Below are 22070 nucleotides of genomic sequence, written 5' to 3'. Positions count from 1 at the left end.
GGGCTCCGATGAGAACTCAAGGAGTCACATGTCTCGCACGATTCGAGCCCTGGGGGCTACCGCCACGCTCGCCGCGCTGATTTTGGCGGGCTGCTCGTCCAACGACGGCGCCACGACCACGAGCCCGTCCGTCACGACGGAAGCGGGTGGCGGGCAGTCCACCGACGACGCGACGCCCACCGACGACGCGTCGCCCACGGAAGAGGCCGACGGCGAACCGCCTAGCGATCTGGCCGCGGTCCTCGAGGGCCTGACCTACGACGGCGCACCCCTGATGGTGAGAGATCCGCAGAAGTCCATTGACATGATCAAGCAGTTCGGCGACTTCGCTACGGGACAGGGCGCTCAGAACATTAAGCCTGAGGCGTGCAACGCAGTCGTGTCCAAGGGCTCATCCACCGTCTTCGACCTAGACAAGGTCACGGTCGACGATTTTGCAATGGCCGCCCCGGAACAGCCGAGCGTCACGGTTCAGGTGATCAAGGAGCAGGTCGCTAACTTCGACATTGCGCTTTCTAAGGAGATGCTCAGTGCCTGCAAGACGTCGTCGATGGAGAGTGAGTTCGGAACTATCGAAATGACGATGGCGGAACATCCGCTGAGTGTTCCGGCGCGCGAAGCTATCGCGTATCAGCAGGATGTCACGATGGGTGACACGAAGTCCGGCAGCTATACGGCAACCGCCAAGAAGTCGGGCGTCGTCGTCGCCGTGAACCTCACCGAGCCGACGGCCGAAACCATTGATAAGGCCAATGGGCTCCTCACGACTGTGCTGGATCGTCTCTAAGGAAGTACAGTCCGATGTCCGCCCCGGCTCGCCCATCATGGTGCCGCGCCGGGGCGGTCCTGGTGACAGCGCTCATCGTCGTGATCAACTAGAACTCGATGAGCGCACCCAATAGATAAGGACGTGCCCGATGACCTTGCGCCGGAGCCTTGCAGCCGTCATCGCTGCTGGAGCAATGACACTTTCGATCGCCGCCTGCACTTCGCAGTCGACGACTCCGGAAGCGACGACGAGCGCGCCTTCGAGCGCTGCACCCTCGCCAGAGACCAGCCCAGAGGCCGAGACCAGCTCAGCCCCAAGTGCGCCCGCCGACGTAGACCCGAACAATACGACGGTGCCGATCGTGAGAGATCTTTCCTACGACGGCACGGCGCTGGAGGTCATGCACGGGGCGCCGCTGACCGATATCCTCATCAGCGCTGCGGAACAGGTCAACCAGCTCGACCTGACGGTCAAGCCTCCCGAATGCGAGCATGCGTTCGTGCCGCAAACCGGCAATACCGCCGATTACAAGAATGTCGACATCGCGATGGCCGCCAACGCGAGCGGTATCTCGGTGTCGGCGTCACGCGATTTCGCGGTCCAGCGCCGCAACGTCGACATCGCCCGCGAGTTCCCGGCCATCTGCCCCTCGGTGGACCTCACCGTGGCCGGCGCTCCCGCCACCATCACCGTCGAAAAAGTCGAGACCCCGATCAGCGGCGCCGACGACGCCTTCGGCTACTCCATGGTCAATGGCGAAAACCCGCCCCAGTACACCCTGTATGCGACCAAGGGGGATTACATCCTCATGGTGCAGTCGGGCATGCAGGCCTCATCGCCCAACGTCGCCGCCCTCACCGAACTTTTGCAAACCATGACTGAACGGATCCCGTAATGCGCACTCAATTCACCGGCCGCTCCGGCCTTCGTACCGCCCTGCTATCGACCGTCGCGGTGGGATCCCTCGTCCTTGCCGCCTGTTCCTCGGACTCCACCCCGGAGAAGTCCGCAGAGCCAACCACCTCGGCGGCGACGACGCCCGCGGACGCTACCCCGAGCGAGACCACCGAGACCTCCGCATCGCCCAGCGGCGATAGCGCCCCGGAAGCGGCCCTCACCGGCCTGACGTTCAAAGGCAAGGAACTGAGCGTAGCGAGCAAGGAAGAGTCCGCCGCGATCTTTTCCGGCGCCAACGGTGCCGCCACCCAGGTGACGGTTGAGCCCCTATCCTGCGAAGCACTCGTCAACGAGCGCCTCACCGAAGCCGCCGGCCGCGATACCTCCTCCTGGCAGATCGCAAGTGCCCAGCTGAAGGAGGACAACCTCGCCGTCGTCATCACCGATTCCGCCAAGGAATCCTGGTCCAGCGAGATCTCCGCACGGTTCAAGGACGACTGCGAGGACATGACCTGGAAGATCGGTAACGAGGAGATCGAGGTCCACAGCGGGGGATTCGACACGCCCGCCGATGACCACTACGGCCAGGTGCAACGCATCAAGCAGGGCGACCAGGAGGTCTTCTTGCACCAGCTCTTCGCGACGAAGGGCGACTACATCGTTATGGTCCAACTGGCCGATTCGGCCCAGGTGGATGAGGCGACGGCCAGAGAGATGGAATCGCTCATCAACACGATCGTCGAGCGACTCTAACCCGGTAGGAGCTACATGTCCCGCACGCTTAGCACCAACGCCCGCAACCGAACTCTGGCCGCGCTAGCAGCTGCCGCGCTGGCGATCACCGGCTGCAGCCAAACCGAGACCACGAAGCCCTCCCCGGACGCATCGGCGACGACGTCGCAGGAAGCTACCACGGCGACCCCGGCACCGACTGAGTCGGCCACCACCTCGGCAGCGCCCACGCAGGGCTCGCCCGACGCAGCCAAGGCCCTCGCCGATCTCACCTACCGCGGTGAGCCCCTTACCGCCCTGCCACCAGTCCAGGTCGATGCCTACGTCGAGTCCATCCGCTCGGCCCTGCGGACCGAAGGCGCGACCTTCGAGCCGGAGGTCTGCGGCAAGCTGAATACGGAGCTGAACGAAAAGCTCATCGCCCACACAAGCGATCTGAGCCTGGCCGCCGGCGAGGTCGATGGGGCACAGGTCGTTGCCCAGGTCTCGCCCGGCGGCGCCGACGGCATCGACTTCGGCAACGTCACCGACGTGATCACAAAGTGCCCGCAGTTCACCGTGAGCGCCCACGGCCAATCCATCACATCCGCGGTCTCCCTGATCCCTACCTCGATCGCTGCGGACTCCTCCCTTGGGCAGCACGTCACCCAGGAGCTGCCCAATGGCACCGTGCACGTATACACGATGCTCGCGAAGGTCGGCTCCACCCTCGTCACGACGGTCTTGACCACTACCGAGGACACGGACATCGCGGACCTGGAAGAACTCACTTCGACGATCGCCACCCGACTCTAAGAAGCCCGTTTCTCACCGGCCCGCTCGCGACACGCCGAGCGGGCCGGTAATTTTTGCGATCTGGTTCTCACCATCCACCCCTCCCAGCTCACCTATCCACAGCCTCCACAGCCTGTGGATGGATCCTCATCCCCAGCGTGCACATGGCAGTGTGGGCTTTCGCGGCGACGCGGCGGACATGGTTCACCAGGTGCCGATTCGTACAAACGACGCGGCCCCTGGGCCGCTCGTGTCCGAGGTCGATGGCAGGCTTCAGCACACGGGCAATCGCAGCCGCCATTCCCATCCACATTCGAGCCGCGGCCGTCCACAGGAGGTGGTGCATAAACTTGGATAAATATTCACACTGGAATAATGAGACCACTACATCTAGTGGTCGCGCATTCGATCGATCACAAGGTATAGTGACGGAAGTCAGCGACGGGGTCCGAGATGAATCGAACCACACGGATGTAACATCCGGGGAAAACCGCTCGCCGGACCGTCATTACGAAGCAAAAAGGAGTGTGCTCCCATGAGCATTACCGTGTTCAGCAAGCCGAACTGCGTGCAGTGCGATGCCACTTACCGTGCGCTGAAGAAGAACGGCTTGGAGTACACCGTCGTCGACATCACCGAAGACGCCGAGGCCCTCGCCAACGTGAAGGCACTTGGCTACGTTCAGGCTCCCGTCGTCTTCGCTGACGGCGACCACTGGTCCGGGTTCCGTCCCGACCGCATCAAGGCGCTCGCCCGTCAGAGCGTCGAGCAGACCATAACTGCCTAGTCCCGACGGTTCGGTGCGCCCCTGCATGCACCGGAAAAACCCCGCAGGATCATGAATCCGGGAGGACGACATGGCCCATATCGTGTACTTCTCATCGGTGTCGGGATACACCGATCGATTTGTGAAGCGACTCGGGCTTCCCGCCTCCCGGATTCCGCTGTATCCGAACGACCCCCCGCTGCGCGTCGAGGAGGAATACGTCCTGATCGTCCCCACTTACGGGGGCGGTAATAACAAGGGCGCGGTTCCCAAGCAGGTCATCCGCTTCCTCAACGACGAGCACAACCGCTCATTGATCCGCGGCGTCATCGCCTCGGGCAACTCTAACTTTGGCACCGCTTTTTGCATCGCCGGCGACATTATCTCCGCCAAGTGCAAGGTGCCCTACCTCTATCGTTTCGAGCTGCTTGGCACCGCCGACGACGTCGCGCGGGTCAAAGAAGGATTGGAAGAATTTTGGCAGAAACGCTCACTGATACCGGCCTAGAGTCCTTTGCCAGCGAAGATCTTGATTATCATGCGCTGAACGCCAAACTGAATCTTTACGACGAAAACGGCAAGATCCAGTTTGATGCCGACCGACAGGCCGCGCGGCAGTACTTCCTGCAGCACGTCAACCAGAACACCGTCTTCTTCCACTCCCTGGACGAGAAGCTCACCTACCTGGTCGATGAGGGCTACTACGAGGGACACGTCCTTGAGAAGTACTCCAAGGAATTCCTCCAGCGCATCTTCGACTACGCCTACGCCAAGAAGTTCCGCTTCCCCACCTTCCTCGGCGCCTTCAAGTACTACACCTCCTACACGCTGAAAACCTTCGACGGAAAGCGCTACCTGGAGCGCTTCGAAGACCGCGTCGTCATGGTGGCTCTGACCCTGGCCGACGGCGACGAAGACTTCGCGCTGCAGCTCGTTGACGAGATCATTGCGGGCCGGTTCCAGCCCGCAACCCCGACGTTCCTGAACTCGGGCAAGGCCCAGCGCGGCGAAGCCGTCTCCTGCTTCCTGCTGCGCATCGAAGACAACATGGAGTCGATCGCCCGCGGCATCAACTCCGCCCTGCAGCTGTCCAAGCGCGGCGGCGGCGTCGCGCTGCTGCTGACGAACCTTCGCGAGTACGGTGCGCCGATCAAGAAGATCGAGAACCAGTCCTCAGGCGTCATCCCCGTGATGAAGTTGCTGGAAGACTCCTTCTCCTACGCCAACCAGCTTGGAGCCCGCCAGGGTGCCGGCGCCGTCTACCTGCACGCGCACCACCCGGACATCATGAGCTTCCTCGACACCAAGCGCGAGAACGCCGACGAGAAGATCCGGATCAAGACGCTCTCGCTCGGCGTAGTCATCCCCGACATCACCTTCGACCTCGCGCGCAAGAACGAGGACATGCACCTCTTCTCGCCCTACGACGTCGAGCGCGTCTACGGCGTGCCATTTTCCGACATCTCGGTCTCGGAAAAGTACTACGAGATGGTCGACGATAAGCGCATCCACAAGAAGAAGATCAACGCTCGCCGCTTCTTCCAGACGCTCGCCGAGATCCAGTTCGAATCCGGTTACCCGTACATCATGTTCGAGGACACGGTGAACCGCTCCAACCCGATCAAGGGCAAGGTCATCATGTCCAACCTGTGCTCGGAGATCCTGCAGGTCTCGGAAGCCAGCGAATACAACGAGGACCTCACCTACTCCCACATCGGCAAGGACATCTCCTGCAACCTGGGATCGCTCAACATCGCGATGGCGATGGACTCGCCCGACTTCGGCAAGACGGTGGGAACCGCGATCCGCGCCCTGACGGCCGTCTCCGATCAGACGACGATCAACTCGGTGCCCTCCATCGTGCGCGGCAACGACGAATCGCACGCCATCGGACTTGGCCAGATGAACCTGCACGGCTACCTGGCGCGCGAGAATATCTTCTACGGCTCCGACGAGGGCCTGGACTTCACGAACATCTACTTCTACACCGTGCTGTTCCACGCCATCACCGAATCCAACAAGCTCGCGATCGAGCGCGGCCGTTCCTTCGGCGGCTTCAAGGACTCGACCTACGCCTCCGGCGAGTTCTTCGACAAGTACACCGATCAGGTGTGGGAGCCGGAAACCGATCGCGTGCGCCAGCTGTTCGCCGACGCGGGCGTCCACATCCCCACGCAGGAGGATTGGCGCGAGCTGAAGGCCTCCGTCATGGAGCACGGCATCTACAACCAGAACCTCCAGGCGGTGCCGCCGACGGGCTCGATCTCCTACATCAACAACTCGACGTCCTCGATCCACCCGATCGTGGCGAAGGTTGAAATCCGCAAGGAAGGCAAGATCGGCCGGACCTATTACCCGGCGCCGTTCATGACGAACGACAACCTGGAGTACTACCAGGACGCCTACGAAATCGGGCCCGAGAAGATCATCGACACCTACGCGGCTGCCACCCAGCACGTCGACCAGGGTCTGTCGCTGACGCTGTTCTTCAAGGACACGGTCTCCACGCGCGACCTCAACCGCGCGCAGATCTATGCGTGGCGCAAGGGTATCAAGACGCTCTACTACATCCGACTGCGCCAAAAGGCGCTCGTTGGCACCGAAGTAGAAGGTTGCGTCTCCTGCGAGCTGTAGCTCGATAACACACAAGTGGCCCGGCAGAATCTGCCGGGCCACTTGCGTATGGGGATTAGCTCGCCTGGCGGCGGCGCACCAGCACCACGCCGGAGGAGATCAGGCCGGAGGCCAGCAGCGCGAGCATGATGAGCTCGCCACCCGTGACGGGCATCTTCGGAGCCGAGGCGATCGGCTTACCGGGCTGCTTCGGACCGATCGGCAGTGGCTTCGCGTCGTGCGTGGGCTTCTCGCTCGGCTCGGCCGTCGGCTGCTCTGTCGGAGCTTCCGTGGGCTGCTCGGTTGGCGCCTCGGTGGGCTGCTCGGTGGGAGCTTCGGTCGGGGCTTCCGTGGGCTGCTCGGTCGGCTCTTCCGTCGGTTCCGCGGCGCGCCACAGGTCCTCGAGCAGGAAGTTGGCAAGGGCCGTGTTATCGAGGAAGGCGCCGCGCACCGGGTCCTCGCCCGTCGCGTGGGCGGCCAGCGTCGCCGCACCTGCGCCCTTGAAGAACACGGGGACGAGCATGTTGGTGTGATCGCCCGAGTGCCAGCTGAGCTTCGGCACCTCGCCCTTGTTGCCGGTCATCGCGTCAAAGGCGGGATCGGACTCGGGGCCCACGAGGTAGCCGGTTTCGTGATCCGCGGTAACGATAACGAGCGTTTCCTCCCACGAGGAGTTCGCTTCGACCCACTGGGAGACGGTGGAGACAGCGTCGAAGAAGTCGACGGTCTCCTCGATGTTGCGCACCTCGTCGTTGGCGTGGCCGGTCCAGTCGATGGCGCCGCCCTCGACCATGAGGAAGAAGCCCTCGTCGTTGTTATCCAGGACGTTCAGGGCGCCGGCGGTCAGCGTCGGCAGATCGGGCACGTCGTTGTTCGCGACGTCGAAGGGCACGGTGGATTCGCCGGCGCGCGACTGCTGCAGGGTGGAGGCGACCTGGGGCAGGCCGAAGACGCGCTCGGGGGTTTCGCCCGAGGCGAGGGCGGTCAGCTCGGCCGTCGTCTCCAGGAAGGAGAAGTCCGTCTTGCCCTGCTTCAGGGCGGTGAAATCGGCTTCGTTCACGTACTTGTAGTTCGCGACGGCCGCCTGGTTCGAATCATCGAAGTGGGGGTGGCCGGCACCGATGATGACGTCCATATCGGAGGCGATCATCTCGGTGGCGATGTCGTGGTAGTTATTGCGCGAGATGTTGTGCGCGACGTAGGCCGCCGGGGTCGCGTGCGAGAACGGCACGGAGGAGACGACGCCCGCGGACTTGCCGAGGCGCTTGGCGCGCTCAGCGATGGTTTCTTGCGCCTTGCCGTAGGCATCGACGCCGAGGTAGCCGTTGATGGTCTTGACGCCTGTGGCGAGCGCGGTGCCGGCAGCGGCGGAATCCGTCGGATGCTTCTTCACCCAGTTGAAGTCGCTCCAGGCGGCCTTCGGGTCATAGGAGCCGGTGACGGGGAAGGTCTGCTGGGAGACGCGGTTCCAGGTTTCGAACTCCTGGCTGGGGGTGCCGCCGAGCTCGCCGCCGGTGAAGCTGGCGGGATCCCACTCGACCTGCCAGCGCGTCGTGCCGGCCAGGTAGGAGGAGGCGTTATCGATGTGGTTGTACCCCATGCCGTCGCCGATCAAGACGATGACGTTCTTGGGGGCGGAATCGGCCGCGACCGGGGTGGCGGCCAGGCCGCCGGCCACCAGGGTGGCAGCAGCGAGGGCAGAGACAATGAAGCGTGACATGGACATCCTTTTGATGGGTGGTGGTGTCACCCGACAGGTTAGGAGCGGGGTGTAACCGGCACTTGACGCCATGTGGGCCGCCATCGCAACAGTGAGTGAACGTCCGGGGGCTCTACGATGGCGGGGTGGAAGCGTTTTTGCTGCGCCTGGCGCGGTTGTTGCTCGGTGGCGGACTCTCGGCTCGCGACGTCGAGACGGAGGTCATCGCCGCGGGTAGGGCGCTCGGCTACCCCGACGTGCAGGTGGCGGCGCTGCCGACCGGCGTCTTCGTCGGGCTGTCACCGGACGCGCCCGTGCAATTTTCGGCGGCCAAGTCCTATATTCGCTTCGATCAGCTCTCGGAGTTCCTCTCCATTACGGCGCGGCTGCGCGCGGGCGACCTGCCCGCTGATCAGGCGTGCGAGCTGCTGGAGAGTGCGGCGGCGAAGCGGGCGCCGTGGAGCTATGGGGTGGCGAACCTCGGATCGATCCTCGTCGGGGTGGGGCTCGTCGCGCTGCTCTGCCCGACATGGCCCACCGTGGCGGCCGGGCTGATCGGCTCGGCGCTCGTCGCGGGGCTTGCCACGATCGCCGGGCGGGTGAAGGCGATGGCGGAGTTTTTGCCCGTGATCGCCGGCTTCCTCGTGTCCTATCCGATCCTGCTCGCAGCCGATGCGGGCTGGCTCGACTACCCGTTCCGCACGATCGTCGCGGTGCTCGCGATCCTGTTCCCCGGCTCGGTGTTCGTCACCGGGCTCGCGGACCTCGTCGCGGGGCATTCGTCTGCGGGCACGGCGCGGCTCGCGGCGGCGCTCATGCAGTTCACGCTGTTCTTCGTCGGCATCGCGCTGGCGGTCATGGCCGCGGGGCACCAGTTGAGCGAGCTGCTCGACATCGCGGCGCCGGCATGGCCGTTTGGGATCAAGCTCGTGGGCGTCATCCTCGCGACGATCGGGATCATGGTGTTTTGCTACTGCCCGCTGCGCCACGCCGCCTCGATCATCGCGCTGTCGGGGGTGGCCGGCGCACTGCAGGTCTACCTCGGCGGGGAGGTCTCGCCCGCGCTCGGTGGGCTCGTGGCGGCCCTCGTCGCCTCGGTGGGGGCGCAGGCGCTCGCGCGGGTGGGGCCGCCGTGGCACGTGACGTACTTACCGGCGTTCATGATCGTTGCGCCCGGCTCCTTCGCGTTCATGACGGCGAGCCAGGTCAGCGGTTATTCGGCCTCGCCGCTGGTGAGTGCGGGCAGCGCATTTCTGGGGGTGGCCGTCGGCACGCTGCTCGGCGGCGCCATCAAGGAGCTTGAGTTCTCCAAGACGCTCGCGCGCGGGGTGCGCCGGCGACGCGCCTAGCTGATGCGGTGGGCGCGGCCGCCGGGGCGCGTGATGAGCGTCGTGGCGCGCTGGCCGGGCTCGGGGAAGGAACGCTGGTAGTCCGCGAGCCACTGCGCCGCGAACGCTTCCGCGTCGTGGGTTTTCACGAGCGCCCATACCGAGCCGCCGAAACCTGCGCCGAACGCGGAGGCCGCCGCGGCCCCGAGGCTGCGCGCCGAGCGCTGCAGGTGCACCGTCTCGGGGACCTGGTTGCCAAGTCCCTCCTCGCTCCAGCGCTGGGAGGTATCAACGATGCGGCCGAATTCGCTGATCCGGCCGGCGGCGAGCGCGGCGCTCGCGCGTGGCACGAAATCCTCGGATTCGCTGATGAACTGCTCCAGGCGCCCGCGCAGATAGGCGTCGGGGGAGGTGAGGGAGCGGAGCTGGTCGTGCGCATCGCCGCCGGCGCGCACCGCGTCGGCGAGCCAGACGTCCTTGCGGCCCGTCGCGCGATTCCACCGGCGCACGATCTCCGAGGTCGACAGTGCCGCGCGGTTGTACAGCTCCATCGCGGAGCCGGTTTTCTCCGCGAGGACGCCCGAGACGGCGACGACGAAGGAATAGTCGGCCGGGAAGGGGATGACGGCCTCGCGCGTGGTGGGGCAGAAACGATATTGGACGAGCGCGTCCGCCTCGGCGCACAGCATCGCGGTGTGGTCCTCCGAACCGCCAAAGGTGCCGACGCCGCGGTGGCCGGCAAGCTCGCCAAAACTCATGCCGTTTTCCACGCACGCGAGGTACATCGCGAGGTCCTCGGGCGTGCGGATGTGGGAGGTGAAGGCGGGGTGGTCCTCGATGCCGGAGAGGTCAAACAGCGAACGCGCAAGGCCCACGATCATCGCCGAGGAGGAGGACATGCCGGAGGCGAGCGGCAGCGTCGCGTCGACGGTGATGTGCGCGCCGGAGACCGCGTCCGGGAAATTGGCGACGAGGCGGGAGACGACGGCGGCGGGGTAGCCGGCCCAGTGGCCGCGCGGCACGTCCTGATCGATCGCGAGCGGCAGGGTCACCGTGTCATCGACGGCGCGCGAGGTGATGCGCACGATGGGTTCGCTGAGGGCGCGCGCGTGGAAGGTGATGCCGACGTCGGCGGCGGCGAGCAGCGAGCGGCCGCCGGCGTAGTCGGTGTGCTTGCCGAGAACCTCGATGCGGCCCGGAACGAACCACGAGGTGATCACAGGTTGACCTCGATGCTCGCGAGGCGCTCCTTCACGGCGGCGATATCGTCGCGGCGGGACATGTCCAGGCAGCCGACCGCGACGGGCACGACGGTGAAGTCCTCATCGCTGGCCATGACGGCGGAGGCGAGTTCCAGCTCGCCGCGCTCGGACGGTTCGATGGTGCGTGCGGCGTCGAAGATCGCGGGCGTGAAGACCCACGCGTTCATCGAAATGGGGGCGTCGCCGTAGTGCGCGAGCGTCGCGGCATCGGGTTTTTCGACGATGCGGCGCAGGTGCCCGGCGTCGTCGACGTCGAGGATCGCGAAGGCCTGGATGCGTTCGGCCGGGATATTCGACTGCGCGATGAGCGCGGCCCGGTCGAAGCCGAGCAGGGCCGCGCCGGGGGCATTGAGCAGGGCGTCGAGTGTCTCGGGCGGGTAGTAGTTATCGGAGTTCACGACGAGGAAGCGATCCTCGCCCGCGAAGTCCTCGGCGGCGGCGACGGCGTCGGCGGTACCGCGCGGCTCGCGCTGGATGGCGTAGTGGATGCGCACGCGGGTGGGGCGCAGCTGATCGAAATGCTCCCGGATCATGCCGTGTTCCGGGCCGATGACGAGGCAGACGTCGGTGATGCCGACGTCCGCGAGAGCGGAGACGAGGTAGTCCAGGAAGGGCCGCCCGACGTCGATCATGCCTTTGACGCCCGCGTTGGCGGCGCGTTCGGCGCTCGGGTCCAAGGTGGCGCTCGCGGAGGCCTCGCGCATTCGCGTGCCAAGGCCGCGAGCGAGGATTACGGCTTTCGTCGGGCGTTGCTGCATACCCATATGGTATCGAGGCCGCCGCGTGGTTGGGCGCGCCACCGTGTCGTAGCATCAGTGATATGCAGCCAACCGATCTGACCTTGATTCGTCACGCCGGGATGCCCTCCCTCGCGCACGATGGGTCGCGCGTCGTCGTCGCCGTCAGCCATCCGGACTTCGCGACGGACGCCAACGTCTCCCTGCTTCGCGAATTTGCCGTGGCGGATGCGCCGGAGCCCGCGGCGGCAGGGGTCGGCCGGCTGCTGACCCGCGGCCCGAGCGATACCTCGCCCGCATTCTCGCCCGACGGCGCGCTGCTCGCGTTCTTGCGCACCGCGCCCGCCGCGCTTGGCGAGACGGACATGGGGCAGGCGCCCCAGCTGCACGTCGTCGATGCACGCGGCGGCGAAGCGGTGGCGATGACGGACCTGCCGCTCGGCGTCACCGCGTTTCGTTGGCTGCCCGACTGCGAGGGCATTATCTGTCAGGCGCCCGTGCCGGTGGAGGGGCGCTACCGGCCCGATATCGAACCCGGCGCCGAGCCGCCGCGCACGCTGCCCGGCTTCCAGGGCCGCGCCGATGGCCACGGCTACGTCTTCGATCGTCCGCACCACCTCTTCTACGTCCCCGTCACGCAGGTGCATTCCGATCCGAGCTATGAGCCCGTCGGGCGCGCCAAAGCCAACGGCGATGCCGAACGCTTCGACGTCAAACTCCCGCCGGTCACGCGGCTGACGCGCGGGGAGGTCGGCTTCTCGCTGACGGCCGTGACTGCCAGCCACGCGCTCGCAATCGCGGGTCTGCACGAGGGCCACGACGCCGATGTGCGCACCGACCTGTTCGCGATCCGCATCAAAACCAAGGGCGAAGACCCGGATCAGCCCATCGCGCTCACGACCTCCGGCGGTCCGGAAATCTTCGCGGTCTCGGGCGCCTGCCCCGTCGGCGAGGGCCTGTACCTCGCGGCCTCCAGCCTTGGGGAGACCGGCCTGGATTTCGTTGGCCGCTCCGATGCGCTCTACCGCATCGACGATCTCGCCGCGGCGCTCGCGGGCGATCCGCTCGACCTCGGCCGCGCGCAGCGCCTGACCGACCCGGACACGCAGCGCCTCATCGGCCCCTTCCTCGCGGCCGGCGCGACCGATCTCATCTGCGGTCTGGAGCGGCGCGGCTCCACGCTCGCGATCCGCATCGCGCCGGGCGGCGAGCTGACCGAGCTCACCTCCGAGGGCAGCGTCGTCACCGGCTGGGATGCGAACGACGCGGGCCAGATCGTCGTCACCTACGGCGATCACACCTCGCCAAGCGAGGTCGGCGTCATCGCGGACGGCATCACGCGCCTCTCGGACCTCGCGCGCCCGCTGCGCGCCACCCAGCTCATCACGCCGCAAGAACGCACCTACGACAGCGCCGACGGCTACCCCGTGCACGGCTGGGTGCTGCTGCCCGATAAGACGATCGGCGCGCCCGTCATCCTCATGATCCACGGCGGCCCGCACGCCGCCTACGGCCCGGCCGTCTTCGACGAAGCCCAGGTGCTCGCCGCCGCCGGCTACGCCGTCGTCATGTGCAATCCGCGCGGCTCTTCCGGCTACGGCACCGAGCACGCGCGGGCGATCCGGCATGCGCTCGGCACCCTGGATGCTGACGACGTCCTCGCCTTCCTCGACGGCGCGCTCGCGGAGTTTTCGGATCTGGACGACGCGCGCCTTGGCATCATGGGCGGCTCCTACGGCGGCTACCTCACCGCCTGGATCATCGCCCACCACCACCGCTTCGCCGGCGCGATCGTCGAGCGCGGCTACCTCGATCCCGCGACGTTCGCCGGTCCGTCCGATATCGGCTGGTTCTTCTCCGAGCAGTACGTCGGCACCGACCCCGCGCAGGTCGCCGCGCAGTCGCCGATGGCCGTCGTCGATCAGGTCGAGACGGCAACGCTCGTCATGCACTCCGAGCAGGACCTGCGCTGCCCGATCGAACAGGCGCTGCGCTATTACACCGCGCTGAAGGCCGGCGGGGTGGACGCGACGTGCGTCATTTTCCCCGGCGAGAACCACGAGCTGTCGCGCTCGGGGCGGCCCTGGCATCGATTGGACCGTTTCGAGGAGATTTTGGCGTTCTGGGAGCGCCAGTTGCCGCGGCATATCGCGCCGTAGCTGCCGCGCCTGCGCCACAATAGAGGTATGGATAAGAAGCACGCTCTCATCCGTCGGCCCTCACCGCGCCTGGCCGACGGTCTCGTCACGCATATCGAACGCAGCCCCGTTGATGTCGAACTCGCCAAGCGCCAGTGGGAGGACTATGTCGCCGCGCTGCACGACGCGGGCTGGCAGACCCACGAGGTCGCGCCCGCCGACGACTGCCCCGACGCCGTCTTCGTCGAGGACACCATGGTCGTCTACGGCGATACGGCCGTGATCGCGCGCCCGGGAGCCGATGAACGCAAGCCGGAGACGCCGGCCGCGGAGGCCGCGGTGCGCGAGCTCGGCTACCGCATCGCGCACATCGAAGCGCCCGGCACCCTCGATGGCGGCGACGTCTTGAAGTTCGGCGGCACCGTGTGGGTGGGCCGCGGCGGTCGCACCAACGACGAGGGCATTGCTCAACTCGCCGCGCATCTCGAGCCGCTCGGCGCGCGCGTCGTCACCGTGCCGCTGACCAAGGTGCTGCACCTGAAATCGGCGGTCACCGCCCTGCCCGACGGCACCGTCGTCGGATATGAGCCGCTCGTTGACGACCCGGGCGTGTGGGAGAACTTCCTCGCCGTGCCGGAAGAATCCGGCGCGCACGTCGTGCTGCTGGACGGCGAGACGATCCTCATGGCGGCCGACGCGCCGCGCACCGCGGAGCTTTACCGCGAGCGCGGCTACCGCGTCATCGAGGTCGATATCTCCGAGTACGAAAAGCTCGAGGGCTGCGTGACGTGCCTGTCGGTGCGGCTGCGCGGCATGCCGGACTAATCGAACTCCGGGCGCCGGCCCCACGTTGAACTGCCCGGCGGCAGCGTCGCGCCGGGCAGCGCGAGCGTGAGATCGCGAACCATGCCCGCGAGCGCCTCCGGGTCGGCGCCGAGCGACTCGCGCTGCGCGGAGCGCTTAGCCGCCTGCACGATCTGCGCGGCGGCCTCCCCGATGCGCGGCGCCTCCTCGGCGGCCTCGGCCTGCAGCGCCCACAGCAGCCGCCGAATCTCGAACAGGTGCTGCGCGAGCTGCTCTTCCTCGCGCGACGCGCCCGCAAGCACCTGCGCCGCGCGGACATAGCCGTAATCGCGCGAAATCCGGATGAGGCCCGGCTCCACCGTCATCGAATCGTGCACCTCCATCAGCGGCTCGATGATCGTCATGCCGGCGGCACGGGCGCGCGCTACTTCCTGGCGCGAAAGCTCCTCACTCATGAGCGTTGCCGAGGACCGCACCACCGTCGAGACAATATTCGACTCCGCGTAGGACTCCGCCGTCTGCACGCCCTGCGGCGCCGACGAAATCGCGATGCACTCATCGGCGCCAAGGTGCTGCGCGACGATGTCCGCCGGCAGGTTCATCCGCACCCCGCCATCGACGTAATGCTCTGCGCCGAGCTTGACGGGCGCGAAGACCGCCGGGATGGCGCACGAGGCCGCAATCGCCGCCACGAGGTCGACGCGCTCGCCAAGCGGCTGATCCGCGCGATCACGCAGCTCGCCGCGTTCATCGACGTAGCGCAGTTCGCCCGATTCGAGGGCGACGACGGCGACGCGCAGCCGCACTCCGGAGGCGGCGACGCGCGCGGGTTCGAAGGTCTCAACGATGCGGTCGACGAGGTCCCCGGGAGTGAAGATCGAGGATGAAGTCAGCGCCCCGCGCGCGATCGAATCGAAGCCCGAGCCGGGCCCCGCCACGGCCCATAGGTCCGACATCGTCGTGAGCGCCTGCGGTAGCTGGGGCAGCCGCACCGTCGTGGGCTCGCTTGCCTCCTCGCGTTTCCATGGCCAGTTAAAGGCCGGAATCTCGATGGTGCGCGGCGTCCTGCCGGAAGCATCGGAGCGCAGGATCTTTTGCCACACGGGCGCCTGATGCTGCAGCAGCGAGAACCAGGGGCGCTCGCGGAACATATCGGCCGGCCCGCTCATCTCGGTCCACAGGCGTTCCAACTCGGCGACGGCGGCGCGTTGGCCGGCGGGGTCGGCGTGCTGGGCGATGACGCCCCCGAGGATCGAGCCGGCGCTCGTGCCCGCGATGGTATCGAAGGCGAGGGTCTCGTACTCGTAGATGCGGGCCAGGGCGCCGATCTGGAAGGAGGAGCGCGCCCCGCCGCCGGAGAGCACGAGCGCCCGCCGCACCGGCGCCGGCTCGCTCCCGAGCCGCTTGAGGGCGCGCGCGCCGCTAGCGGCGAGCTGCGAAAGCCATGTCTGCATACCCCCAGTCTAGGAGCGGCCCGACATGACACGTCGCCAGCCGATACGATCGACTGGAAGAGCGATAAACGAGGAGCGAGAACGTGGCATCTACCCGAGTCGAATACGCGGTGACCCGGATCCTCGACGCAATCGCCGACGGTGAGTTCGTCCCCGGATCTGCGCTGCTGCCCGAAGACGAGTTGGCGCACTGGCTAGAAGTCTCGCGCCCGACGATGCGCGAGGCGGTCAAGATTCTGAAGGAACGTGGGGTCCTCATCGTCGTCCACGGTCGCGGGACGTTTGTCGCTGACCCGGAACAGTGGACCGATCTCGCGTCGATCATTTGGTGGACCGTCCGCACCGCGCCGCCAGCGCTCGCGGGGGAGCACCTTGTCGAAGTTCGTCGCATGATCGAGGTGGGAGCATGCGGGCTAGCTGCCGAACGCCGCACCGAGGAGGATCTGCAACGAATGCGAGAACTCCTCGATACCTACGATGCTGCATCCCTCGACGACGACATCGACCACGCGGTCGCTGCGGATCTTGCCTTCCACCAGGCCGTCCTCAAGGGCTCGCACAACCCCTTCGTCGCCGCGATTTTGCACCCGCTGGAAGAAGCCCTGAGATCATCGCGCCAACTCACGACGCAGGTGCCGGAAGTGCGGCAACGAGCTGCCGCCCATCATCGGCGGATTTTTGCCGCCATCGAGTCCGGCGACGCTGCAGCCGCGAAAAAAGCGATGCGGGAGCACATGACTCAAACGCGCAACGATCTGCAGACCTTCGCTCAGTAGCCCGCTAGCCTGGAGCACTTTTCGCTCGTAGGTCGTTCTCCCCCTTGACAGGACGCGATGGCGACACTTACTCTCTGATCAAGACCTCAGAGGTCTAAGGTCAAAGGAGATGGAATGTCAACGCAGACACTGGAACAACTGCTCGCTGATTATCCCCGTGATGTCACTGTTAGCGCTTCATCCGTGCGCGAAGCCGATGCGGCTTCGCCCGCCCAATCAGTACTGATTGTGCTCGACGACGATCCAACGGGGACCCAGTCAGTTGCCGACCTCCCGGTCCTCACGGCGTGGGAGGAAGCCGATCTGCGATGGGCTCTTTCGACTGGCGCTCCCGCTGTGTACGTCATGACGAATTCCCGCTCACTTTCTGCAACGGACGCGGAGAAGATTAACCGCGATGTCGTTCGCGCGGCCCTTGACGCTGCCAAGGAATTGGACCGACGAGTGACCTTCGTTTCGCGTTCCGATTCGACGCTGCGGGGACACTTCCCGCTTGAGCCGAACGTCTTAGCGGAAGAGGTCGAAGCCGCTACGCACGAGAAAATTGACGGAATCCTGATCGTGCCGGCGTTTGGCGACGCAGGGCGGATCACCGTTGGTGGTGTCCACTACGCAGGATCTGCTGCCGATGGCTTCGTTCCGGTCGGAGAAACGGAGTTCGCTAAGGACGCGACCTTTGGTTACCGCAACTCTCGCCTCGTGGACTGGGTTGAAGAGAAGACGGATGGCGAAATTTTGGCTGCAGACGTCATCGCGATTCCGCTAAGTGTTCTGCGCGCTGATCGCGACGAGACAGTCCGGCTTTTGAGGTCTGCATCTTCTCGGCAGCCAATCGTCGTGGATATCGTGACCGAAGATGATTTGCGCCTGTTGTCGTTGGCACTGATCGAGGCAGAAAGCGCGGGCTCGCGCTTTATCTACCGTGTTGGGCCGCCGTTCGTCCGCGCTCGCATCGGTCAAGAGGTTCACGCTCCGTTGACGGAGGCGGAGATCGAAGCTGCTCGTGGTGGGCGCGAACCATCTCCCCACGGTCTCGTCGTCGTTGGCTCTCACGTTGGATTGACGACGCGCCAATTGAACACGCTCCGCGACGCACGCTCGCTGATTGAACTCGAAATTGACGTTGCGAAGGTTCTAGGGCCCGAGCGAGATGAGCATCTCGGCGCGTTGGTGGACGAGGCAGTGGTGGGTCTGTCCACAGACACGGTCGTCGTGCGGACGTCGCGGCTCCTGGTGACGGGCGCTGATGCTGACGACAGTCTCAGCATCTCGCGGCAAGTCTCGGCTGCGGTTGTCGACGTCGTCCAGGGCATTGTCTCCCAAACTACGCCAAGATTCGTCATCGCCAAGGGAGGAATTACCTCCTCTGACGTTGCGTCGAAGGGCCTCGGTATCCGTCGCGCTTTCGTTGTTGGCCCCATGCTTCCCGGGATCGTCTCTATGTGGTCCGGCCAGGACGGCCGTGCCGAAGGAGTTCCCTACATCGTGTTCGCCGGAAATGTCGGGGACGAGTCCTCGCTCGCGACCGTCGTCGACACCCTCAGTCTCTAATCCCACCTATCTAGGAGTTTTTCATGACCACCATCGCAGTACTAGGACTGGGCGCAATGGGGTTGCCCATGGCGCAGAACTTCGCTCAATCATTCGAGGTGCGGGGATATGACATCTCGCAGGAACGCCTCGGTCTCGCCGCAGCTGCCGGAGTCACGACGACTGACTCCGCGCGGGAGGCGGCCCGCGGTTCTGATGTCGTCTTGTTGGCAGTTCGCAACCGGGCTCAGCTCGAAGATGCCCTCATCGGCACGGACGGAATCCTGGAGGTCATGGAGCCAGGATCCGCTCTCATTCTCACCTCGACGGTTGGAGGTGACGCCATTGACTGGGTTGATCCGCTGCTTCAGGAAGCTGGGATCCACTTAGTTGACGCACCAGTATCTGGCGGCCCAGTTCGTGCCGGCAATGGCGATCTCCTCGTCGTCGTGGGTGCTCGACCGGAAGCATGGGCAGCGGCCAAGCCTGTGCTCGACGCGATGAGTTCAACACTGGTTCTCGTCGGCGACGAGCCCGGCAAGGGACAAGCAATGAAGACGGTCAACCAGCTGTTGTGCGGGATCCATATTGCTGCGGCGGGGGAGGCTCTTGCTCTCGCTCGGGCTCTTGGGCTCGACACTCACCAGGCGCTCGATGCCCTCATGGCGGGGGCAGCGGCCTCCTTCATGTTGGGGGACCGAGGCACTCGCATGCTGCAGGCCTACGATGAGGAGCCAGTTGAGGTTAAGTCCCGACTCGACATCTTCGTCAAGGACATGGGCATTGTGACGACGACGGCGAAGAATGCCGGACTCGCAGTCCCAACGGCTGCTGCTGCCGAGCAGGAATACCTGCTGGGTGTCGCACACGGCATGGGGGCGATGGACGATTCCTCGATCATCCGTGTCGTCGCTCCGGAAACCAACCACTAATCGACCTCATCAATCTAAGGAATAGCCATGTCGGGATCGTTACTCTTACTCGTATTTTTAGCGTCAATTGCCCTGCTCTTTGTATTAATCATTGCCTTTAAGTGGCAGCCTTTCCTGGCCTTGATCGTGGCGACACTCGCGGTCGGCCTCGCCACAATGCTCCCGTTTGATGAAGTTATTTCAACGATGACCGGCGGATTTGGTACCTCATTAGCGGGTGTCGGTATTCTCATTGGTCTCGGAGTCATGTTTGGTCAACTTCTCGGTTCCGCGGGAGCAATCCAGAAAATTGCCCAAGCGATGCTCAAAGTAACGGGCGTGAAGGGTGCCCCTGCTGCAGTTGCGGTGACGGGTTCCCTTGTGTCGATTCCCGTATTTTTCGATGCCGCATTCATCATTTTGGTCAACCTCATTCGGAACGTTTCTCGCTCCGCGAAGATCTCGATGATGACCCTGACAACCGCCTTGGCAGTTGGTCTGATCACGACGCATGGACTGGTCCCACCGACCCCGGGACCAATCATCGTTGCCTACAACGTCAATGTGCCCCTGGGGGTTTTCCTTGGATATGCCATTATCGTTGCCATTCCTGCCGTTATTGTTGCGGCTATTTTCTACGCAAAATGGATTGGACGTGGGCAAGCGGTATACGGCGAAGGGAGCGAGGAAGAGGTCGCCGCAGGTGGCGACAGCGTGGCTTCACGTGGATCTCAACAGGTAGCAACAAAACCTGAAATCTCGACGACGCGTTCCTTTGTCCTTCTGTTGCTTCCGATTGTCATCATCCTTATTGGCTCGCTGATGACCATGCTTCCCTTCGACAATGGAGTGACGCGATTCCTCGCATTCCTCGGAGACCCCAATATTGGTCTGCTCATCGGTGTGGTTGTCACCTGGATCGCTGTCCGCCCATACCTCACCGAGGATCCGAACGAGTTGTTCACGCAAGCTATCGCCGATGGCGGACTTGTGATTCTCATTAGTGGCGCTGGCGGTGGTTACGGAGCGATGCTCAACGCGAGTGGTGTCGGTGAGTATCTTGTGGAGCTCATGAAGGGCTGGAACATGCCGATTATTCTCTTGGCCTTCCTGTTCGCACAGATCCTTCGTGCGGCTTTGGGTAACACTACGCTGGCATTGATTACGGCTTCCACAGTCCTCGGTCCGCTTGCTTCCGGTCTCGATGTCTCGCCACTATTGCTCGGCCTGGCGATCTGCGCTGGAGGCATTGGCCTGTCACTTCCCAACGACTCGGGATTCTGGGTTGTCAACCGCTTCTCCGGACTGACCGTGCCGGAAACCCTCAAAACGTGGACCGCTGGCGGCACCCTGGCAGGGCTTACGGCTCTCGCAATGATTTTCGTTTTGAGTCTCTTCTCTGGCGTCCTGCCAGGGATGTAGATTTGTCTAGGAGACGATGATGTTTTTCAAGAGTATTAGTGAGATTTCCCATCTGATCCGCACGCGTAAGCTCTCCGTTGTCGAATTAACTCAGGGAATTCTTGATCGCATTGATTCGATGGATTCGGAGTTTCATTCCTACGTATTCGTCGATCATGATGGTGCTCTATCCGTAGCACAGAAACTTCAGGCTGAGATAGAGCGCGGACAGTGGCGGGGACCCCTGCACGGGATCCCGGTGGCTGTCAAGGATATTTACAGCATCGCTGGCCAGCCGTTCGAATTAGGAATGCCGAGTCGGGTCGGGAAAGTCGCGGAATCCACGGCAACCGTCGTCACGCGTCTCGAGCAAGCAGGCGCCATTGTTGTGGGGCGCCTCAATCTCACGGAAGGAGTCTACTCCGAGCACATCCCGCCGTTTACGACGCCGAAAAACCCGTGGGCAAAGGATCGGTGGGTCGGATCCTCGTCGAGTGGAAGTGGCGTCGCTACAGCGGCAGGCTTGGCCTTCGGCACACTTGCATCCGATACGGGGGGCTCGATTCGTATTCCCGCATCATGCAACGGAGCGACAGGCCTGAAACCTACATGGGGACGGTGTAGTCGCAGTGGGGTGTGGGACTTTGCGGCGACGCTTGACCATGTTGGCCCTATGGCGCGCAGCGCTATCGACACGGGATTGATGCTTGAAGCAATCGCCGGCTACGACGCAGCGGATCCAACTTCTCTGAGTGCCCCAGTCCCACAGTTTTCCTCGATTAGGCCAGGAGGATTACAGGGGACGACGATCGGTATCGATCTCGAATGGGGACTTCAGGGGGTCACTGCAGCCACGCAGCAAGCACTGTTCGACGCCATTGATGTCTTTGCGGAGCTTGGTGCTGAGATCGTTCCGATTGAGTTCCCTGATCCAACAGTGATTATCGACGACTGGTTCAAGGTATGCGGAGTGCAAGCCGCCCATGTGACTCACGACTGGTTTAAGGACCATCGTGAGTCGTATGGAGGGGCGCTCACGGAGCTGCTAGATCTTGGGCTTTCGCTTTCAGCCTTCGAGTATCAAAACCTCATCCGCCGGCGGTTGGACTTCACCGGCAAGGTGAAGCACGCTATCGGAAAAGTCGATGCGCTTTTGATCCCGGGACTCCCCTTTGAAGCTCCGTTAGCCAGTGACATGGTCGACATGGACGAGCAGAAGATTTCGGATATCCATCGATTCACCGTGCCCTTTACTATGAGCCAGATTCCAACGATCACGATGCCTGGTGGTTTTTCGGAGGAGGGACTTCCGGTATCGGTTCAGCTGGTTGGCGGTGCTCTCAGTGAGGCAACGTTGGTCCAGCTCGGTGCAAGCTATCAAGGCGTGACTGATTGGCATCGCCGTACGCCTCCCTGCTAAACGGGCACTCGTGTCCTTAGCCGATATACGAAGCGCGGCGTCCCAGCTCGGGGACGCCG

At 64.2% G+C, this 22070-nt stretch carries 19 protein-coding genes; 15 read left to right on the top strand and 4 right to left on the bottom strand.

What is annotated here, in order from left to right:
- Nucleotides 1-28: 28 nt before the first annotated feature.
- From MUN85_RS05740 to nrdE, 7 genes are all read left to right on the top strand, one after another.
- The gene (locus MUN85_RS05740; protein ID WP_250505802.1) at nt 29-787 is read left to right on the top strand and encodes a hypothetical protein; all 759 of its coding nucleotides are present in this window, start codon (nt 29-31) and stop codon (nt 785-787) included.
- A 130-nt stretch (nt 788-917) separates the two neighbouring features.
- On the top strand, nt 918-1664 hold the full coding sequence (locus tag MUN85_RS05735; protein WP_250505801.1) for a hypothetical protein: 747 nt from the start codon (nt 918-920) through the stop codon (nt 1662-1664).
- Nucleotides 1664-2419, top strand: coding sequence for a hypothetical protein (locus MUN85_RS05730; RefSeq protein ID WP_250505800.1), 756 nt, complete (start codon nt 1664-1666; stop codon nt 2417-2419). The genes MUN85_RS05735 and MUN85_RS05730 overlap by 1 nt, the downstream gene beginning before the upstream one ends.
- A 15-nt stretch (nt 2420-2434) precedes the next feature.
- On the top strand, nt 2435-3193 hold the full coding sequence (locus MUN85_RS05725) for a hypothetical protein (protein WP_250505799.1): 759 nt from the start codon (nt 2435-2437) through the stop codon (nt 3191-3193).
- Between the two features lie 514 nt (nt 3194-3707).
- On the top strand, nt 3708-3959 hold the full coding sequence (gene nrdH / locus MUN85_RS05720; RefSeq protein WP_250505798.1) for a glutaredoxin-like protein NrdH: 252 nt from the start codon (nt 3708-3710) through the stop codon (nt 3957-3959).
- Between the two features lie 70 nt (nt 3960-4029).
- Nucleotides 4030-4446 carry a class Ib ribonucleoside-diphosphate reductase assembly flavoprotein NrdI gene (gene nrdI, locus MUN85_RS05715; protein ID WP_092562517.1) on the top strand — a complete coding sequence of 139 codons (417 nt, stop codon included), beginning with the start codon at nt 4030-4032 and terminating at the stop codon, nt 4444-4446.
- Nucleotides 4416-6572: a class 1b ribonucleoside-diphosphate reductase subunit alpha gene (gene nrdE / locus MUN85_RS05710; protein WP_250505797.1), complete on the top strand. Its 2157-nt coding sequence runs from the start codon at nt 4416-4418 to the stop codon at nt 6570-6572. Before nrdI ends, nrdE begins: the two co-directional genes overlap by 31 nt.
- Before the next feature lie 55 nt (nt 6573-6627).
- Here the strand turns inward: nrdE and MUN85_RS05705 are convergent, their stop codons facing one another.
- On the bottom strand, nt 6628-8271 hold the full coding sequence (locus MUN85_RS05705; RefSeq protein ID WP_250505796.1) for an alkaline phosphatase: 1644 nt from the start codon (nt 8269-8271) through the stop codon (nt 6628-6630).
- Between the two features lie 125 nt (nt 8272-8396).
- On the opposite strand from MUN85_RS05705, the gene MUN85_RS05700 reads away from it, so the two are divergent.
- Nucleotides 8397-9599: a threonine/serine exporter family protein gene (locus MUN85_RS05700; protein WP_250505795.1), complete on the top strand. Its 1203-nt coding sequence runs from the start codon at nt 8397-8399 to the stop codon at nt 9597-9599.
- Here the strand turns inward: MUN85_RS05700 and MUN85_RS05695 are convergent.
- The gene (locus tag MUN85_RS05695) at nt 9596-10798 is read right to left on the bottom strand and encodes a galactokinase family protein (RefSeq protein ID WP_250505794.1); all 1203 of its coding nucleotides are present in this window, start codon (nt 10796-10798) and stop codon (nt 9596-9598) included. The two genes, MUN85_RS05700 and MUN85_RS05695, sit on opposite strands and share 4 nt — an antisense overlap.
- Entirely contained in the window at nt 10795-11598 is an 804-nt protein-coding gene (locus MUN85_RS05690) for a nucleotidyltransferase family protein (protein WP_250505793.1), read from the bottom strand. Before MUN85_RS05690 ends, MUN85_RS05695 begins: the two co-directional genes overlap by 4 nt.
- A 62-nt stretch (nt 11599-11660) precedes the next feature.
- Here MUN85_RS05690 and MUN85_RS05685 point away from each other — a divergent pair, with 62 nt between their 5' ends.
- On the top strand, nt 11661-13736 hold the full coding sequence (locus tag MUN85_RS05685; protein ID WP_250505792.1) for a S9 family peptidase: 2076 nt from the start codon (nt 11661-11663) through the stop codon (nt 13734-13736).
- A gap of 27 nt (nt 13737-13763) precedes the next feature.
- Nucleotides 13764-14540 carry a dimethylargininase gene (ddaH, locus tag MUN85_RS05680; RefSeq protein WP_250505791.1) on the top strand — a complete coding sequence of 259 codons (777 nt, stop codon included), beginning with the start codon at nt 13764-13766 and terminating at the stop codon, nt 14538-14540.
- Here the strand turns inward: ddaH and MUN85_RS05675 are convergent.
- The gene (locus MUN85_RS05675; protein ID WP_250505790.1) at nt 14537-15973 is read right to left on the bottom strand and encodes a patatin-like phospholipase family protein; all 1437 of its coding nucleotides are present in this window, start codon (nt 15971-15973) and stop codon (nt 14537-14539) included. The genes ddaH and MUN85_RS05675 overlap by 4 nt on opposite strands.
- Nucleotides 15974-16056: 83 nt before the next feature.
- Between MUN85_RS05675 and MUN85_RS05670 the strand changes: the two genes are divergently transcribed.
- The 5 genes from MUN85_RS05670 (at nt 16057) to MUN85_RS05650 (ending at nt 22011) form a co-directional block, all read left to right on the top strand.
- Entirely contained in the window at nt 16057-16749 is a 693-nt protein-coding gene (locus tag MUN85_RS05670; RefSeq protein WP_092562502.1) for a FadR/GntR family transcriptional regulator, read from the top strand.
- 114 nt (nt 16750-16863) lie between these two features.
- A complete protein-coding gene (locus tag MUN85_RS05665) occupies nt 16864-18300 on the top strand; it encodes a four-carbon acid sugar kinase family protein (RefSeq protein ID WP_250505789.1) in 1437 nt (478 codons plus the stop codon).
- Between the two features lie 23 nt (nt 18301-18323).
- Complete coding sequence (locus MUN85_RS05660) at nt 18324-19211, top strand: NAD(P)-dependent oxidoreductase (RefSeq protein WP_250505788.1); 888 nt, start codon at nt 18324-18326, stop codon at nt 19209-19211.
- A 27-nt stretch (nt 19212-19238) separates the two neighbouring features.
- Nucleotides 19239-20612: a GntP family permease gene (locus MUN85_RS05655; RefSeq protein WP_250505787.1), complete on the top strand. Its 1374-nt coding sequence runs from the start codon at nt 19239-19241 to the stop codon at nt 20610-20612.
- Between the two features lie 16 nt (nt 20613-20628).
- The gene (locus MUN85_RS05650; RefSeq protein ID WP_250505786.1) at nt 20629-22011 is read left to right on the top strand and encodes an amidase; all 1383 of its coding nucleotides are present in this window, start codon (nt 20629-20631) and stop codon (nt 22009-22011) included.
- Nucleotides 22012-22070: the final 59 nt, after the last annotated feature.

The sequence above is a fragment of the Bowdeniella massiliensis genome, assembly GCF_023634005.1.
Lineage (GTDB): Bacteria > Actinomycetota > Actinomycetes > Actinomycetales > Actinomycetaceae > Bowdeniella > Bowdeniella massiliensis.
Note: the sequence above shows the minus strand (reverse complement) of the source record. Positions and strands in the feature narration are given on the sequence as shown.